General features: G+C 47.0%; 15 protein-coding genes. 13 read left to right on the top strand and 2 right to left on the bottom strand.

Translation table 11 applies throughout. The features are described 5' to 3' along the window. The first annotated feature begins 16 nt into the window (after positions 1-16). Together SALPA_RS09125 and SALPA_RS09120 are read left to right on the top strand one after the other, a co-directional pair. Entirely contained in the window at positions 17-1,651 is a 1,635-nt protein-coding gene (locus tag SALPA_RS09125; protein ID WP_145092612.1) for a DAK2 domain-containing protein, read from the top strand. A 47-nt stretch (positions 1,652-1,698) separates the two neighbouring features. Beyond that, positions 1,699-2,343 carry a cyclodeaminase/cyclohydrolase family protein gene (locus tag SALPA_RS09120; protein WP_145092609.1) on the top strand — a complete coding sequence of 215 codons (645 nt, stop codon included), beginning with the start codon at positions 1,699-1,701 and terminating at the stop codon, positions 2,341-2,343. A 43-nt stretch (positions 2,344-2,386) separates the two neighbouring features. Here the strand turns inward: SALPA_RS09120 and SALPA_RS09115 are convergent, their stop codons facing one another. Further along, complete coding sequence (locus SALPA_RS09115; RefSeq protein ID WP_145092606.1) at positions 2,387-4,561, bottom strand: Tex family protein; 2,175 nt, start codon at positions 4,559-4,561, stop codon at positions 2,387-2,389. A gap of 179 nt (positions 4,562-4,740) precedes the next feature. Between SALPA_RS09115 and SALPA_RS09110 the strand changes: the two genes are divergently transcribed. Further along, positions 4,741-6,069, top strand: a complete 1,329-nt coding sequence (locus SALPA_RS09110; protein WP_255451087.1) for an MATE family efflux transporter — start codon at positions 4,741-4,743, stop codon at positions 6,067-6,069. 35 nt (positions 6,070-6,104) lie between these two features. Here the strand turns inward: SALPA_RS09110 and SALPA_RS09105 are convergent, their stop codons facing one another. Then, positions 6,105-7,142, bottom strand: a complete 1,038-nt coding sequence (locus SALPA_RS09105) for an HD-GYP domain-containing protein (protein ID WP_186450994.1) — start codon at positions 7,140-7,142, stop codon at positions 6,105-6,107. Positions 7,143-7,329: 187 nt separating this feature from the next. Between SALPA_RS09105 and SALPA_RS09100 the strand changes: the two genes are divergently transcribed. The 10 genes from SALPA_RS09100 (at position 7,330) to SALPA_RS09055 (ending at position 18,069) form a co-directional block, all read left to right on the top strand. Further along, positions 7,330-9,720, top strand: coding sequence for an MASE3 domain-containing protein (locus tag SALPA_RS09100; RefSeq protein ID WP_186450993.1), 2,391 nt, complete (start codon positions 7,330-7,332; stop codon positions 9,718-9,720). A 195-nt stretch (positions 9,721-9,915) separates the two neighbouring features. Beyond that, positions 9,916-10,113: a ferritin-like domain-containing protein gene (locus SALPA_RS09095; RefSeq protein ID WP_145092598.1), complete on the top strand. Its 198-nt coding sequence runs from the start codon at positions 9,916-9,918 to the stop codon at positions 10,111-10,113. Between the two features lie 14 nt (positions 10,114-10,127). Continuing rightward, positions 10,128-10,436: a spore coat protein gene (locus SALPA_RS09090; RefSeq protein ID WP_145092595.1), complete on the top strand. Its 309-nt coding sequence runs from the start codon at positions 10,128-10,130 to the stop codon at positions 10,434-10,436. Positions 10,437-10,639: 203 nt separating this feature from the next. Beyond that, positions 10,640-11,071 (top strand): Fur family transcriptional regulator, encoded by a 432-nt coding sequence (locus SALPA_RS09085; RefSeq protein ID WP_145092592.1) that lies wholly within the window; start codon positions 10,640-10,642, stop codon positions 11,069-11,071. Positions 11,072-11,156: 85 nt separating this feature from the next. After that, on the top strand, positions 11,157-11,825 hold the full coding sequence (deoC, locus tag SALPA_RS09080; protein WP_186450992.1) for a deoxyribose-phosphate aldolase: 669 nt from the start codon (positions 11,157-11,159) through the stop codon (positions 11,823-11,825). Between the two features lie 95 nt (positions 11,826-11,920). Further along, on the top strand, positions 11,921-12,802 hold the full coding sequence (locus tag SALPA_RS09075; protein ID WP_255451084.1) for a collagenase: 882 nt from the start codon (positions 11,921-11,923) through the stop codon (positions 12,800-12,802). 180 nt (positions 12,803-12,982) lie between these two features. Then, positions 12,983-14,218, top strand: coding sequence for a hydrogenase small subunit (locus SALPA_RS09070; protein ID WP_145092588.1), 1,236 nt, complete (start codon positions 12,983-12,985; stop codon positions 14,216-14,218). A 6-nt stretch (positions 14,219-14,224) separates the two neighbouring features. Then, positions 14,225-15,601 carry a nickel-dependent hydrogenase large subunit gene (locus SALPA_RS09065; RefSeq protein ID WP_145092586.1) on the top strand — a complete coding sequence of 459 codons (1,377 nt, stop codon included), beginning with the start codon at positions 14,225-14,227 and terminating at the stop codon, positions 15,599-15,601. A gap of 171 nt (positions 15,602-15,772) precedes the next feature. Beyond that, positions 15,773-17,122: a phosphomannomutase/phosphoglucomutase gene (locus SALPA_RS09060; RefSeq protein ID WP_145092583.1), complete on the top strand. Its 1,350-nt coding sequence runs from the start codon at positions 15,773-15,775 to the stop codon at positions 17,120-17,122. A gap of 164 nt (positions 17,123-17,286) precedes the next feature. Beyond that, positions 17,287-18,069, top strand: coding sequence for an MBL fold metallo-hydrolase (locus SALPA_RS09055; RefSeq protein ID WP_145092580.1), 783 nt, complete (start codon positions 17,287-17,289; stop codon positions 18,067-18,069). Positions 18,070-18,074: the final 5 nt, after the last annotated feature.

The following is an 18,074-nucleotide window of genomic DNA, read 5'->3' as shown; positions in this document are numbered from 1 at the left end:
GGAAGGGGATACTAGTATGCAGCCAAGGGGCGAGGTAATTGACGGTAAAGATTTTCGCCGGATGATTGCCGGGGCTTATAGTGCATTTATGCGTAAACACGAATATATTAATGGTCTGAATGTCTTTCCTGTTCCTGATGGCGATACCGGAACCAATATGCTGCTTACGCTGGGGGCAGTAGCCAAAGCCGTGACAGAAGCCCCTGATGAGGGGATTGGTTCTTTGGCTCGCCGGGGGGCTGACAGTGCTATTATGGGAGCCAGAGGTAATTCTGGTGTTATTTTGTCACAATTGCTGCGTGGTATTGCTAGAGGACTGTCAGGAAAAGATACTGCCACTTCTGTTGAAGTCGGCAAAGCCTTTCAATATGGGGTGCTGTATGCCTATCGTGCTGTTGCCAGGCCGGTAGAAGGCACTATCTTGACTGTTGCCAAAGGAATTGCCAAAGGCACCTATCGAGCAGTTCGGGATCATGCGACCTTTTCGGATATCCTGACAGCGGCAATTAATGCCGGCGGGGAAGAGTTGAAAAGGACTCCGGAATTGCTGCCGGCGCTGAAGGCAGCTGGCGTGGTAGATGCTGGCGGTCAAGGACTAATTGTTTTTTTGACTGGCTGCCTGGAGGGCCTGGAAGGAAGGTTTAGCGGGCCTGAGGCTGATTTTGGACGTACGTTGACTGTGCCGGGTATTACTGCTGATATTACTATTGCTCACCCTTATTGCACTGAGTTTATTGTTAAACGGTTTGCTGCGAGCCTAGTGGAGGTGAAGCGCCAGTTAGAGCAAATGGGCGAATCTTTGGTGCTTGCACCAGGTGAAGATATTCTAAAGGTGCATATGCATACCGCTCACCCGGGAGCAGTATTGGAATCAGCCATTGCCTGGGGGACACTCCATGATATCAAAATTGATAATATGGCAGATCAACATCGCCAAACCATTGAGCTGGGGGAGGTTTTGTCAGCGGTGCCGGCAGCCCCGGCTCAAGATAGGGATAAGTTAGCAATAATCAGCGTGGTTGCGGGCGAAGGCATGAGTGCTATCATGCGGCAGCTTGGAGCCAATATTATTATCGCAGGCGGGCAGACCATGAATCCGCCTGTGGAAGAATTTATTACAGCTGTGCACAATGGACTGGCTGAACAATACATCATTTTGCCAAACAACAAAAACATTGTTCTGGCAGCGGTGCAGGCCAAAAAATTATTGGGTGAACGGGTGGCTATTGTACCAACAACTACTATTCCGCAAGGATTTGCTGCTGCCCTTGCCTTTGATCCTGGCAGCCCGCTTGAGGCTAATATCCGGCGAATGACTGAGGCCCGGGAAGCTGTGAGATCAGGGAGCCTGACCATGTCTGTGCGTGACTCGGCTGTGGGCGGTAAAAATGTGCCGGAAGGCTCCTATATTGGAGTGATTGACGGCAGTGTAGTCGTGTGGGCTGATAATATAGCCAGTGCCTTAAAGCAACTTGCCTTATATTTGGTGGGGGCCGATAGCAGTGTGGTTAGCCTGTATTACGGGGGTGAGCTTGCCGCGACAGAGGCTCAGAGATTAGCGGAAGAGCTTGGTAAAGAGCTGAAAGGCATAGAAGTACAAGTGTATTTTGGTGGGCAGCCGCATTATCAATTTATCGTTAGTGTTGAGTAAAAAGTAGAAATATATTGACAAGCTAAAACCGAAGGGACGCGATAGATATGTTAAGTTCATTAAGTATCAATGATTTTGCCGCCAAATTGGCTTCTGATGTAGTACCGCCAGGCGGAGGCAGTACGGCAGCCTTATACGGACTCATGGCGGCAGCATTATTAGAGATGGCCGTAAATTATTCCTTAAAAAGTCCCCAGCATGTGGAGGATAACGAGATTTTAAGCGCTAAACAAGCTGATCTGACCAGACTTCATATTGAACTTACGATATTAATTGACCGGGATGCGTTAGCGCTTCAGGGATTACTAGCGGCTACTGATTTATCAGCAATAACTCCTGAAACAAAAAAGGTGCGAAATCTGGCGGTGCAAAAGGGCCTTAAGCAGGCTGCCGAAGTGCCAATTGAAACAGCCAGCGCCTGTCTTGAAGTAATGGAAATCGGGAAGGCCATTGTTGGTATAGTGGATAAAATGGTAGTGAGTGATTTAATGGCCGGTGTGGCTGCTGCTCACGCCGGTATTACGGCTAGTTTGCTAAGTACAGCCATAAACTTGGGCGAAATTCAAGAGGAAACGCTGGTTAGCGGACTTACCGGGCAAATTTATCTGCTAAGAACTACCGGTGATGAGCTTAAGGCAGCCATTGAAGAAAAGGTCTACCGTAGTGAGCCATTTACTGTTTTGCGGGGGTAATTATCGAAAAATCCCTGTATCTTTGTCGGATACAGGGATTTTTTTACTTTTTAGGGACTTGTTTGAGGCTAAGACCAATACGCTTACGTTCTTCGTCAACATTAATGACTACTACGTCGATGATATCGCCCACAGAGACAACCTCGGTGGGATGGCGAAAAAACTTGTGGCTCAGTTCTGAACGGTGGATTAGACCATTAATCTTGATACCGATATCAACAAATACGCCAAAATCGGTCACATTGTGAACAGTACCTTTGATCAGCGTACCAGGAGTAATATCAGAGAGCTTGACAATGTTTTTTCGGGTTTGGGGTGGTGGCACATCCTCGCGCGGGTCACGCCCTGGTTTGGCTAAGGCGGCCAGGATGTCCCGGACTGTCGGCTCACCGGCATTCAATTCGGCTGCCAGGCAGGCAACATCAGCGTCCGGTGCTGCCTGCTGCAAGGCGGCCAACCTATTTTTGTCTAATAAATCCTTTAATGTAAAGCCGAGTTTACTTAAGATGGCTGCGGCCAGTTCATAGGATTCCGGGTGAACCGGGGTGTTATCCAGCGGGTTACCAGCCTGGGCAATACGTAAAAAACCAGCACATTGGGTAAAAGCCGCTTTACCTAGCCGGGCGACCTTTAACAGTTCTTTACGACTTTTGAATTGGCCGTTCTCGGTGCGGTAGGCAACAATGTTTTTGGCGACACTGGCATTGATACCGGCGACATAGGTAAGAAGCGCCGGGGAGGCAGTATTAAGCTCAACGCCGACATGGTTAACGCAGGATTCTACTACATTGGTTAAAGTACCGCCAAGTTCTTTCTGGTTTACATCATGCTGATATTGGCCAACACCAATAGATTTGGGATCGATTTTGACCAGTTCGGCCAGCGGATCTTGGATACGGCGGGCAATGGAGACTGCGCCGCGGATAGTTACATCCAGATCAGGCAGTTCTTCTTTGGCCAGTTTTGAGGCCGAGTATACTGACGCCCCGGCTTCATTGGCAATAATGTAGTGGACGTTCAGATTGTGAGTGCTGATCAGGTTGGCGGCAAATTCCTCAGTTTCATAGGAGGCGGTGCCGTTGCCAATGGAAATCAGCGTAACTCCATGTGTGTGGATAAGATCCAGTACTTTGGCCGCGGCTTCCTGGCGCTGGTGTTGACTCATGGTGAGGTAAAGTGTGCTGGTTGCCAGCACAGCGCCAGTCGGGCTGACCACTGCCAGTTTGCAGCCGGTACGGTAGCCAGGGTCAAGACCCATTACCGTATGGCCTGCTAGTGGCGCTTGCAGTAGTAAGGGACGCAGATTGAGGCCAAATACGCGGATGGCCTGCTTTTCAGCGTTTTCAGTTAAGAGGGTACGGAGTTCCCGTTCCAGTGTCGGAAATAGCAAGCGTTTGTAGCCATCAGTAAGGGCATCAGTAATAACCTGGCTGAAAATGGAGTTGCCGCTAAGCAGCTTGTTGCCAATTAGCCGGATATTAGCTTCCTGGTCGGTGGCGAGGGTTACTTTAAGGGTGCCTTTAGTCTCGCCGCGGTTGACTGCTAAGATCCGGTGGGACGGCATGCGATTGATTGGTTCGTGGTAGTCCTTGTAGGTCAGGAACTCCTTGGCTTCTGTTTCTTCGACAACAAGCTGGGTAGCGATTTCGGCCTTTTGCCACAGCTCTTTGCGGAGCAGGGCGCGGATATCGGCTCGCTCACTGACTGTTTCAGCAATGATATCCTGGGCACCGCTTAGCGCTAGCTCGGCAGTAGTAATTTCATGCTCTTCATTGATGTACTCAGCCGCTATGTCCAGGACATTGCCGGTAGTTTGTTGTTGAGCCAGAATTAGTGTTGCCAACGGTTCGAGGCCCTTTTCCCGGGCAATTTGCGCCCGGGTCCGTTTTTTGGGCCTGTAGGGCAGATACAGATCTTCCAGTTCTTGCAGTTTGGTGGCTGACTGAATAGCCTGGGTTAGTTCAGGGGTTAATTTGTCCTGCGATTCAATGCTGGCAAGAATTTCTTCCTGTCGCTTGATAAGATTGCGGAGATATTGAGTACGTTCTTCAATGGTACGGATATGTTCTTCGTTAAGCTCACCGGTGGCTTCTTTGCGGTAACGGGCAATGAACGGGACGGTATTGCTGTCGTCTAATAGGTTTATGGTAGCGGTTACCTGATGGGGTTTTACGGTTAGCTCACGCGCAATAATCGCGGGGATATCGGTAATTAGCATTTGTTCACCAGCTTTATTTAGTTTAGTATTATTTATTATAAGCAGTTTTCACTGCAAGCACAATATAATGACACTAGTTGCTGCAGAAAAAGGACTATTTTTCCGGGGTGAAGAAATAGTAAAAATTGATAGAATAGCTAGTTTAATTTCTTTGCAGGGACTAAGGGGACGATGCGATAGTGATTGTTTCAATTGGAGACTATATGCGGCGGCAAATTATAAAATTGGTCTGGCCGGTGATTTTGGAAGGTGCTGGGATCATGGCTGTTGGTGTGCTGCTGACAGCCATGGTAGGCCGGCTTGGCGCGGTGCCCTTAGCTGCGGTCGGTTTGGCGACAATGCTGCAATTTTCCACAGCAATGGTGTTTGCTGCCGCCGGTACAGGTGCTGCCGCAATTGTAGCCCGGGAAACAGGGGCCGGTAACTGGCAGGAAGCCAGGAATATTATTGGGCAGGCTATTCTCCTGGGGGCGGTTTTGGGGACAGGGGTAGCTGCCATCGGCTGGTTTGCAGCCGAGTTTGTGCTAAACTTGACAGCGGCTGAGCCAGAGGTGATCGGACTGGCTGGCTCGCTGGTTAAAATTGCATTTATGTTTACGCCTTTGTTCTTAATTATGTCTATTGGGACTGCCGCCTTGCGGGGGATGGGAAAAACACAGACCGCTTTTTATATCACGCTGGTTAGCAATATTTCAGCAATTGGTATTGCCTATGCACTTGTTTTTGGACACGGTTTACCGGCTATGGGTCCTTATGGTGCTGCCTGGGGCATGGGCGTAGCGCAATTGACAGGCGCCTTAGTGGTCTTGCTTGTTCTTAATCGTCAGCAAAAGGTGCAGCTATCCTGGCGGCATGTGCTGGTAGTTCGCAGCAAGGTAATTGCTCGCATTATGGACATTAGTGTACCGGCCGCTTTAGAACAGCTGGCAATGCAAAGTGGCCGGATGGTGTTTACGTTTATGTTGGCCGGTGTGGGCTCAATGCAATTTGCCGCTCACCAGATTGCCACGCAGATTGAGTCGATGTCATTTTTGCCGGGTTTTGGATTTTCAGTGGCATCCATGACTCTGGTTGGTCAGTATTTAGGCAAAGGTATGCCCCACCGGGCCATACAATTTGCCTGGCTAACAAATAAAATTGCCTGGTTGAGTATGACTGCTGCCGGGGTAATTATATTTATTTTTGCCAGGGAACTGACTACTTTGTTTATTGATGATCCACAGGTTACCCATTGGGGCACACTGTGTGTGATGATTGCCGTACTGGAGCAGCCGACACTGGCTATCTGTTTTGTGTTAGGGGGAGCTTTGAGAGGGGCAGGGGATACACGGTGGCCGATGTATGTTACGACCATGGGAGTGTGGCTGATACGTCTGCCATTAGTGTATTTGTTTATTTGTGTTTGGGGTTATGACATTACGGCTGCCTGGTACATTACGGCAGGTGATTTTCTGATTCGAGGTGCCATTTTGTGGTGGCGGTTTGACTCGAGGAAATGGGCTAAATAACGAACGTCACGCTGCTTTTGCGTGACGTTCGTTATTTATTCGGCAATTACATCAACAATAGTGAGTTGGGGTCTTGTGGCCAAATCGATAATTTGACCCTGACTGTTTGCCCGGGTGTTCCGCTCGGCAATCTGTACTGTTGGGGTAGGTGCAAAGCGTACTTTGTTTTTTATGACGTAAGCTTTTTGATTGGTATTTAGTCTGACCAGACAGCCAACCGGATAAAGAGGCGTAGTATGGAAAAAGGCCCGTAACAGATACATATCAAACAGGGCATTGGCATTTGCCAGCATATTTATCATAATAGTGCTGCGTGACTCGCCGGTTTTAGCGGCAGCAGCCAGAGTGTTATCAAAGTAATTAGCAATTGTCACTAACCGTGACAATGGATGAATTTCTTTTCCAGCCAAACCAGAAGGATAGCCTTGGCCATCATAACGCTCATGATGTTCAGCCGCAATACGGGATATGATGCCCCCAACCTTGTTTTTGATGAGAAGTTGCTGACCATAAACAGGATGCAAGCGTCCTGGGTCGACTACCGAACCATCAATAGCAGGCATAACTACTTTACCCAGATCATGAAAAAGTGCTCCCAACGCCAAATCCATAATGACTGGGCGCGGCAGCTTAATATAAAGACCGGTGGCTATTGACATAAGGCATACATTGATGGCATGGTCGGTTTCAGTTTCATTAGGCTGGCGTACTTGCACATTGACAATCTGTCCCAGATTTCGTTCAGTCTCATTAATAACCTTGCCAACCGTTTGTCGAATTTGTTTCAAATACATGGTTCGCAGGCTGGAATCCAGTATATCCTGAGCTTTTTTACAAAATAGCGAACGGAAGCACAGAGTAAGTTCTTCGCGGACTTCCGGGGCAATTACATTGGGCTTTTTTAGCTCAGCTGCATAAGGATCAAAAATAGGAATATTGGTTACTCCCAACTGCGTAAGCCGGGTAATATAGTATTCAGTAAGGGCAATGCCCTTTTCTAGCAGCAAAGTTCCATTATCATCAATTATATCGCGTGCCAGTACCATACCGGCTTTTATTTCATTAATAAGCATAAGGTAGTCCTCCTTATTATGACTACCATTATTATACATAAATAAAATTAGAAAAGAAATATGTATTTCGCTTAGTTATCTAGGACTTTAGTCTGATATTGACATAAGGAACACTGTTGTTTATTGCGGCATATTATGTTAGTAACATGGTTGGTAATAGTTGCCTTGTTGGAGGGACGGGATAAAAGTGTCGTCGTTAATTAATTCTATTAAAGCTAACCTACAATTATTTGCCCTTACGTCAGTACTGATCGGTATCTTAGGAATAGTATCCTGGTTGCCTAAGTTTTTTTATATTGTTTATGATAATGAGCTCTATCTTATCATCCATTCAATTAGTGAAATAATTTGTATAGCAATCGGGATAAGTGTATTTATTGTAGTGTGGTATGGTTGGCCACAAACCAAAAACAGTCGTGATCTGCTAATTGCTATGATTTTTTTGGCTGTAGGCTTGCTGGACCTTGCTCATTTACTGTCTTATAAAGGAATGCCTGATTTTATCACCTTAAATAGCGAAAATAAGGCCTCGTTATTTTGGATTATCAGCAGAATGTTGGCTGGTGTGGGATTGCTGGCTGCTGCCTATATTCCGCGCCACAGTAAAAACCCTGTATTTCACCGGTTGTACCTTCTGACAGTGACAATTACCATGACTACTGCCTGCATAGTGTTGGTAGTACTATTTGAGCATTCCCTGATTCCTATGTTTATACCGAAGCAAGGGCAAACCTTGGCGAAGCTTGCTTTGGAATATACGACTATGCTGCTTAATATTCTGGCTATCTATATGTATGGCCACCGTAATCCGTCGCAGCAGGCTGTATTTTTGCTGCGGGTCAGTCTGGTATGCAGCTTGGCTTCCGGGATGGCGTTTACCTTATATGATAATGCTTATGACAGTTTCAACTTTCTTGGACATATGTACAAAATCATGGGCTATTATTGTGTGCTGCGATCTTTGCTACAGACCTCTATTGTGCGTCCCTATATGCGTATTGCGCGTCTTAACCGTTCACTCAGGTCTATGGTCGCCAAGAATATGACTTTGTATAAAGAAACCAAAGACAGTGAACGCATTCTGCAGCAAGCCTTCATCCAGCTAGGTGCTACATTAGCCAGCAAGCATGATTTGGAGGGGATGCTCCAGCAGGTTGTGTCTGCTACTGGGACAGTGTTTCAATGCGACCATGTCTATTTAGCACTAGCAGAAGATAAAACGCTAAAAATAATGGCTTATATTAGCAGCTTTAAACCACCAGATAAAATCAACCCTGAAAGAAGCTTTATGGGCAAAGTATTTACCGAGAAAAAACCGCTTGTTGTTGATTATATTAGTCAGTATCCAGAATGGATTATCGAGGCTGTCAGCCTGGCTGGGCTAAAGTCGATGGTGGGTGCACCAATCAGGCATAATGGCAATGTTATTGGTGTGCTGGAGATTTTTTCCCGTAAAGAAAAGGATTTTTCTCAGCATGATGCCCAATTTTTGAGTGTTTTTTCCCATCATGCCGGTGAAGCCATTAAGAATGCCAGGGCGTATGCGACCACGGTGGAAAGTTTTGCGGAACTCAGTCTACTTTATGATATTGTCAAAGAGTTGGCTATTCAGAAATCTCCGGCCACTATTTTGACCCGAGTAACCGACAAACTCTATAATTTGTTTGCCGCCGATGTGGCCGTGGCTTTTATCATGCACTATCGGGATGATGGCATTCATACCGAGCCGGTGTTTGCCACTGGTTTTGAACAACGGGAGATTGATCATTTGCAGCATGTATTTTCTGACGGTAAAATGACGTGGCCGTGGAGTGGGCTTAGTAATATGGATGACGGTACTGCCTATGAGGAGACGCAACGGGGACTTATTACTATGTCGGTACTCTTGTCGCGGCGTCTTAATATTTTGCCGCTCCTGGCAAGTGGCAAGCTGCAGGGGTTGATTGTGCTGGGTTGGAATGATCCGATGCAAGAGATTCCACCAAGTAAAGATCTTGTGCTTAGTACCATTGCCAGTCAGACTGCCATCGGCCTTGAACGGGCTTATCTGTATGATCATTTCCAAGCTATGGCTCTGACTGACCCTCTGACTCGGCTGGCCAATCGCCGTCAGCTTGAAGTGGTGCTAGAGCGTGAGATTAGTCGTACCCTAAATTATCATCGGCCGTTAAGCCTGATTATGCTGGATATCGACTTTTTCAAGAAAGTCAATGACACGTGGGGGCATTTGGCTGGCGACGTTATCTTGCAGCGAATGGGAGTTTTAATTAAAGAAGGTTTTCGCCCAACTGATATGCTTGCACGGTATGGTGGCGAGGAATTTGCGGTGGTCTTGCCAGAAACCTGCCTGGAAGAAGCAATAGGATTAGCTGAGAGCTTTCGGAATTATATTAAGAATACGAGCTTTGAGGTTGATGATGCAATAATTACTATTACCATCAGTTTAGGGGTAGCCACTTTTGAAAGTTGCAGCAACTGGGCCGAACCAAAAACAGAGTTGATTGATGCTGCCGATCAGGCGCTTTATCGCGCGAAACAGCAAGGCCGCAATTGCGTGGAGTGTCATAAGCAAAGTTAATAAAATATCCAAAACTGGAATAATAACTGGAATTTGTGCACATTCTATGGGTGATAAAGTTAGCCTTAGCTTTAGTGAGGGGTTAACCCCAGCTAGAGTTTAGTCGAACTTATCCCGGGACTAAGTTGCTCTTAACTCCCGGCGGGAGTGATAGAGCAACTTAGTTAGCAGATAAACCGCAAAGGGGGGATATGTGTGCTATCATCCAAAGAATTGATGCATCTTGAAGATTTTCTGAGTATGGAACAAAACTGTACTAAAACAATGAACTATTTTGCCAGCAGTGTACAGGATACTCAGACTAAACAGCTTTTCCAACAAGCTTCTCAGAAGAGTCAGCAACATTTGCAAACTATGAGCAAACATTTAAACGCAGGCCAAAATTTACAATAAATTGAGGTGATACTATGGCACAAATGGGCCAGCAACAAACCACACAAAGCGGTATGAGTGGTCAAGGTGTTAGTCTTTCTGAACGCGAGCTATTGCAGATTGCTCTTAATGAAGCAAAGCTTACAGCCTCCGCTGTTAATACATTTGCCCTGGAGTCCTCTAGTGATACTCTCCGCCGGGATTATTTGACCATTCTTGGTGATGTCCATAATCAAGAAAAACAAATTTATGATTTAATGCAGCAAAAAGGCTATTACAACGTTAAAAATGCCAGTCCCCAGGACATTGCGCAAGTTCAATCCAAGTTTAGTCAAGGGCAGTAGTATTCTGCAAAATTCTGAGTAGAAGCAGGGAATATATAAGGGTAGAATTTTGTATTTTTATGCAAGATTCTACCCTTTTTAGTGTATAAAAATTATTTTCATAAAAATTTCTTGACGCCTTAATTATTACGATGTAAAATAAAAAAAGAACTATTCAATAACTATTTTCCAGTGGTAATTTGTAGTAAGGGTAGGGGAATTTTGTGGAAATTTGTGTTACATCCTTATTGCGGGATAAGGGGTTCAAAGTTACGCCGCAGAGGCTGGCGATTTATAGTGTTTTAGTTGCTACCAAAGCTCATCCCAGTGCGGAAATGATTTACAATGAGCTTCAGCCAGTGTATCCTACAATGAGTTTGGCAACTGTGTACAAAACAATCGAGATTTTAAAAACCTTGGAACTGGTACAGGTACTTAATGTTGGCGAAGATAGTTTTCGCTATGACGCCAATACAAGCAATCACCCACATATCCGTTGTATGAGTTGTGGACGGGTGGATGACCTATTCGGAATAGACTCTGCCGGATTTATTGATCAGGTTTCAGCTACAACTAATTATACTATCCAAGGTCAACAGTTTTACTTTTATGGTGTTTGCCCCAAGTGCCAGAGCGCAGCTGCTGCAGTAAGTTAGCCGCCCAATAAAAGAACAGATTTACGAAAAGATTGCCGGATTTAGGCAGTCTTTTCGCTATTTAATTTTAAGGTAGGTTATGAATATGAATTTGGCAAGTTATATTGATCATACTTTGCTTAAGCCAGGAGCTACAGTAGAGGACATTATCAAATTATGTGAGGAAGCAGAGCAGTATAAGTTTGCTGCTGTGTGCGTAAACCCTATCTATGTGGATTTGGCGGCCCATTGTCTGGCCGGTACAGGTGTGAAAACGGCCACTGTTATTGGATTTCCGCTGGGGGCTACCTTCACCAGCGCTAAGGCAGCAGAGGCCAAAGAGGCAGTACTGCGCAAGGCCAATGAACTGGATATGGTTATACATATCGGTGCAGCCAAGGCGGGGTTATGGGAAGCCGTAACAGATGACATAAAACAGGTGGTCGAAGTCGCTGACGGTGCTGTAGTCAAGGTCATTATTGAGACCGGTTTGTTAACCGATGACGAAAAATGTCGTGCTTGTCAGGCTGTGATGGAAGCAGGGGCTCAGTTTGTCAAAACCTCAACAGGGTTTGGCCCGGGCGGTGCCACAGTAGAAGATATTCACTTGCTCAAACAGGTTATTGGTGACAAAATCGGAATTAAGGCCTCAGGTGGGATTCGTACCCTGGAACAGGCTAAGCAACTTATCGCTGCCGGAGCTACCCGTCTGGGAACAAGCGCCGGCATAGCAATAGTGGGTAGTGTTCCACCAATTAGCCAGAAAGAGAAGTAAAAACAAGATTCTTATTTACATAAAAAACCTGTAGAAGTAAACTTGTACGCATGATATAATGTCCTTTACTTGCTCAAAAAGGAGGACAGAAAATCATGCGTACATTTATGCAAATGATTCCCGGCGGTGTGCCGGCAGTTGTTGGCCTGGTTTTGGCTGGTCTGTTTGTCAGTATGGTACCAATTCATCCGCAACTGTGGCTGTATCCTCTGGCACGGCAGGCAGTTGCTCTTAAAATTAATTATCAGACCAAAGACATGCTGGCCCAGGAAACGCCGCATTTTGTTATTCGCTATACGGAAAGTGATGCCGACATGGTTGCCATGGTGGCAACGGCGGCGGAAGCGGCTTATGAGCCGGTGACGGCAACGCTCAAGTATGCTCCTAAAGGCAAAGCGCTTATTCTGATCTATCCTGACCGTCAAGCTATGAAAACGGCTTTCGGTTGGGCCGGAGAATCAAATGCCATGGGTTTTTATTGGGGCGGGGTTATTCAGATTTTGTCACCTAAGGCATGGCTTAAAAATAGTCAGTCGGTCGAGGAGTTTATTACTACCGGGCCGCTGGCGCACGAATATACCCACCTGGTTCTGGATCATTTGGCCAGAGGCAACTATACCCGCTGGTTTACTGAGGGTTTAGCCCAATATGTTGAATATAAGGTTAATAACTATGAATGGGTGACTGCGAATAATCGTTTAGCAGGAAAGTTATATTCTATGAACGAACTTGACGGTGATTTCGACGGGTTGTCCAATCAAGCGCTGGCTTATCGCCAATCGCTGGCAGCAGTTCGCTATATTGCCGAAGTTCATGGTGAGGCGAAACTTAGTCAAGTATTGGGTTACCTTAAAGCTGGTGAAAAGGTTAATAAAGCGATTGAGAAATCGCTTGGTATGGATTACGCCACTTATGAAACCATGGTTAATCTTTGGGCTAAAGGCCATATGAAAGAATATAGCAAAATCGCCAATTAAGGGATGTGCCGCATAGGCATATCCCTTTTTCTACATAGATAAACCAGATGTGGGAAAATTAACGTTGCGATATATTCCGCATTAAAGAAATTTACAGGGGGTGTATACAACTCCTCTGTAGATCTTTAACATGCTGAATGTATAAGTGCAGTAAAGAATTGTCTGCCAAGGAGGAAGTCAATGCTTACCAGGCGAGAATTTCTCAAATTATGTACCGCTACGGTGTTGACCGCCAGTCTAACCGATCAGATAGTGCCTCTTATGCGCCATGCATTTGCTGAGGGTAAGCTAACCAAACCGCCTGTAATTTGGCTGGAACTTGGATCTTGCACCGGCAATTCCATTTCTCTTGATAATGCTGTTAATCCAACCTTTCATCAAGTGCTTACCGATATGGTAGATATGCGTTATAACTGGCTGCTCAACGCGGCTCAAGGTTCAGAGGCCGTACAGATGATGCTGGATACAGTGGAAAAAGATGCGGGTAAGTTCTGGCTGGTAATCGAAGGCGCAGTTATGACAGCCGATAATGGCCGGTATAATCATGTTTTTATGCGTGGTAATCAGATGGTTACCGGCATAGCGGCCCTGCAGGAAATAGCGCCTAAGGCCAAACATATTATAGCTGTCGGAACCTGTGCTTGTTTTGGCGGCCCAGCAGCGGCTTATCCCAATCCGGGAGGGGCAAAGGGAGTATGGGAAGTAATCAAACAGCCAGTTATCAATGTCCCGGGCTGTCCTGCAAACGCAGACTGGATGACAGGCACTTTCAGTCATCTTATTATGTACGGCTTACCTGAACTGGACAGCTATAACCGGCCGAAGCTGTTTTTTGGACAGACCATTCACGACTTGTGCCAGCGCCGCCAGCAATTCGAAGACGGAATTTTTGCCTCTTTCCCTGGCGAAAGTGGCTGCTTATATAAGGTGGGCTGCAAAGGGCCGATTACGCATGCTGACTGTCCGAGACGGCAATGGAATCACTATGTCAACTGGCCGGTTAGAGCGGGAGCACCTTGCATCGGCTGCGCCAACCCAGGTTTTCCCGATAGTTCCATGCCCTTTTATAATCATCTGCCTGATGTGCAAACACCCCTGGGAGCACTCAATGTTAAGAAATTTGGCGCTGCAGCAGCTGGCCTGGGAGTAGCGGCTGTCGGTGCCCACCTTATTACCGGTGTTGTCGCCAAGCGAATAGGCAAGCACTGGCTTGATGGCACTAAACCCCATGAATCTGACCCACCAGAAAATATAGAGCAACTTAAGCAAGAGCTTGATGATCTAATTCGGCAACAAAACGCGCTCATTAGTGAAAGCAAAAGCCTGCAACGGAGTGAGGTTAAACGTAAACTACCCAGAACTTTGCGGCAGAAAGTCGTTGACTTCTTTCGTCCAGGGCAAAAACACAGGAGGTAGTCCGCCATGGCTATGCAGACAATTTTCCCCGTAACCCGTATTCATGAGCCGCTACGAGCTGATGTCGAGGTACAAAATGGCCAAATCGTAGATGCGTGGCTGGGAGCGCACTTATTCAGAGGGTTTGAAAACATGTTGACAGGCCGTGACCCGCGGGATGCGGCGCTATTCACCCAACGTATTTGCGGAATTTGCTCCGGTGCTCACGCTGTTGTCGCCAGTATGGCACAGCAACAGGCATTCGGCGTTGTTCCCACGCCTACTGGTCAGCAGCTAACCAACCTTATATTTGCGGCTGACATCATTCAGAATCATCTGCGTCATTTTTATATCTTGGTATTATATGACTATGTAAAAGGGCCAGATATGCCGCCGTACATACCCCGGCCGCAAGCCGACTTTCGTCTGCCGCCCAAGGTAAATGCTGAACTTTTGCAGCATGCCAAAGAAGCGGTATTACAGTCTATGCGGGCCCATGAGGCCATGGCTGTATTTGGGGCTAAGGCACCGATGCAGCAAACCATTATGCCCACCGGGGTTACCGAGCAGGCCTCAGTAGAACGGTTAATGGCATACAGCAGCATATTGCAGGAACTAACAGAATGGGTGGAAAATTTTTTTATCAACGATGTTATGGTTATTGCCGACTATTATAAAGACTACTATAGCATTGGGACCGGTTATGGCAACTTTATGTCCTTCGGCATGTTTCCCGCTCCGGTAACTGGCGAGCGGGCGTTTAAGCCCGGCCTCATAGTAAACCAAGGCCGGCTCGAACAACTGGATGTCAATCATATTGCTGAGGAAATCCGTTATAGCTGGTATAAAGACGAACAAGAGCGGCGAACTGTGCCAGAAGGCCGCACCATCCCAAACAGGGACAAGCCTGATGCGTATTCCTGGATCAAAGCGCCGCGCTATCAAGCGTTGCCGGTTGAGGGGGGGCCACTGGCCAGAGGGTTTATTAACGGCGATTATCGGCGAGGAGTGTCGGTTATGGATCGCTTGGTAGCCAGGGCTAAGGAGACACTCAAAATATGCCGGCTTGCCCAAGGCTGGCTTAACGAGATTGTGCCTGATACGCCCAGTTGTCAGCAGTTTACGCCACCTGAAGCAGGGGCAGGCGTAGGTTTGACAGATGCTATGCGGGGGTCACTGGGGCATTGGATGGAATACCGGCATAATAAGGTGACTCATTACCAAGTTGTAACGCCGACGACTTGGAGCTTTTCACCACGCGACAACCAGGGTATTCGTGGCCCAGTTGAGCAGGCACTCATCGGCACGCCAGTGGCTGATGGTACTAACCTTATCGAAGCCGGACGAGTGATACGGTCATTTGATCCGTGCTTTACTTGCGCCGTACATATGCTGGAACATTAGTATTTGCCAACATTGCTGAAATCGCGTTTAATACCTGGCATATCGGGTTTCCAGCCAGCTGGGAAATGGTGAGTAGTTGAAGCCAGCCTGAGGGCGTGATACAATATTACCAGAAACTAAAAGACTTGGCTTCATGCCAAGTCTTTTACATAGCCAGAGGGGGGGACAAGTATGAGCATATTTAAAGCTTGTGATATTCGCGGCGTGGCAGGTAAGGACTTGACTGATGCGATGACCAGACGAATTGCGTTAGCTGTAGGGGTTATGCTTGCTGGACAAAAAGTGGTGGTGGGTGGTGATATTCGCTTATCTACGCCCGCACTGCAACAGATTATGATCGAAGGTTTGGCTGAGTCTGGCTGTCAGGTGGTTGATATCGGTACAGTGGCAACACCGGTATTTTACTATGCACTACAAACTACCGGGGCAAGTGGCGGCGTTATGGTAACAGCTTCCCATAATCCGGCCCAGTATAATGGTTTTAAACTGGTGCTTGGCCCTAAACCAGTCAGCGAGGCAGAGATAGCTCATATTGGCCAGTTGGTGGAAGTAAACGCCCGGACGCATGGCGCCGGCGAGGTAATGCAGCGTCCTGTTGTCGAGGAATACATAGAATATACGGCTAGCAAAGCACGGGCTGGCAAATTGAAGGTAGTTATTGATGCTGGTAATGGTGCTACGGCTACCATTGCCCCCAAGCTATTTCATAGGCTGGGATATGAAGTAATTGAGCTCAATTGCATACCAGATGGACGGTTTCCGCATAGGCCGCCCAATCCGGCGCTGCCGGAAAATCTGGCAGCCCTCGGTGAAGCGGTGCGTACGCATGGGGCAACGGTAGGGATAGGATTTGACGGAGATGGTGACAGAGTGGGCGTTGTTGATGAGAATGGCCGCCCGCTTGATAATGACGATATTATGGTGTTAATGGCCAGACAGTATCTTGCAAGTCGGACAGGTGCTATTATTTATGACGCCAAGTGCTCTATGGTCGTGCCGGAAGAGGTTGCCAAGGCGGGCGGACGGCCCATCATGGCTCGTGCTGGGCACACTTTTAGTAAGACTGCTTTTATTGAGGAACAGGCATTATTTGCCGGCGAAATCAGCGGACATTTCTTTTTTCGCGAACTGGGGTATGATGATGGCATGTTCTCAGGATTAAAAATATGTGAATTAGTGGCCGAACATGGAAGCTTAGCCGCGCAGGTTGACGCTATTCCTAACTACCTATTGACACCGGATATCCGGGTTACCTATCTGGGGCCTGATAAAGAAGCCGTGCTGGATCAGGTTGCTGGCAGACTTACTGCTTATACACCCAACCGGATTGATGGTGTGCGCATTGAATTTGCCGATGGCTGGGGCATGATTCGCGCCTCGGTGACAGAGCCCCTATTTACCTTACGGTTTGAGGCTAAAACACCTAAACGGCTAAAGGAAATCACCGCAACGCTGCTGGCTGCCTTGCCTGCTGAACTCCGGGAAGCGGTCATGGAAAAATTGCCTGTCGAATGCGTATAAAGTGGTATTGCGAACCGTAGTCGCCACTAACCAGGAAGCATTGTGTTGCGAGGAGTTGTTATTGTCATAATGAAGTCAAATTTATGAGATGAAAAAGGATTTATTAGTGCCTAAGTCGAATATATATCTAGTTGTACTAAGGATATTGGGTAAAAGAGGTAATTATGCAAATTCATGTTTTGGCTAGCGGCAGTAGTGGTAATGCTATATTTATTGAAATGGAAAACACCAAACTATTGGTGGATGCTGGTATCAGCACTAGGCGTATCAAACAGTCACTTGACACACTTGGCACCAAAATTGAAGAACTTGATGGTGTGCTCATTACCCATGAACATCGCGATCATGTCAAGGGGTTGACGACACTGCTGAAAAAATACCATCTGCCGGCCTACACCCGTCCTGATACCTGGCAGTCCATGTATTGCCGGGAAGTACTGCCTGATAACTGCTGCCGGGAACTTTCGGACAGTCTGGATATTGGCAAAGTAAAAGTCGAACCCTTTGCAATTTCGCATGATGCCGCTGATCCTGTCGGATTTCGCCTGCAGGCGGGCAGCCTCAAAGTCGGTATTGCTACTGACCTTGGGTTTGTTACACCGACAGTCAAAGCCGCGTTGTCATTATCTGATATATTAGTTTTAGAAGCAAACCATGATATTGATATGTTGCAAAACGGCAGTTATCCCTGGCATTTGAAAAAACGTATTATGAGCAATCGCGGCCATTTAGCCAACACTGATGCGGGCTGGACGCTGGCGCGGCTTAACCGCAAAGCCCACACTAACGTTTTTTTGGCGCATCTCAGCCGGGAGAATAATCGACCGGAACTGGCAAAAGAGACAGTAGCGAATATATTAACCCAAGAGGGCTGCAAACTGGACCAAGAAATATCATTGAATCTTACCTATCCTGAACAAATATCAGGAATATATGAACACCAATAGGAGGC

This window comes from Sporomusa sp. KB1, from assembly GCF_007830295.1.
GTDB lineage: Bacteria > Bacillota > Negativicutes > Sporomusales > Sporomusaceae > Sporomusa.
Note: the sequence above shows the minus strand (reverse complement) of the source record. Positions and strands in the feature narration are given on the sequence as shown.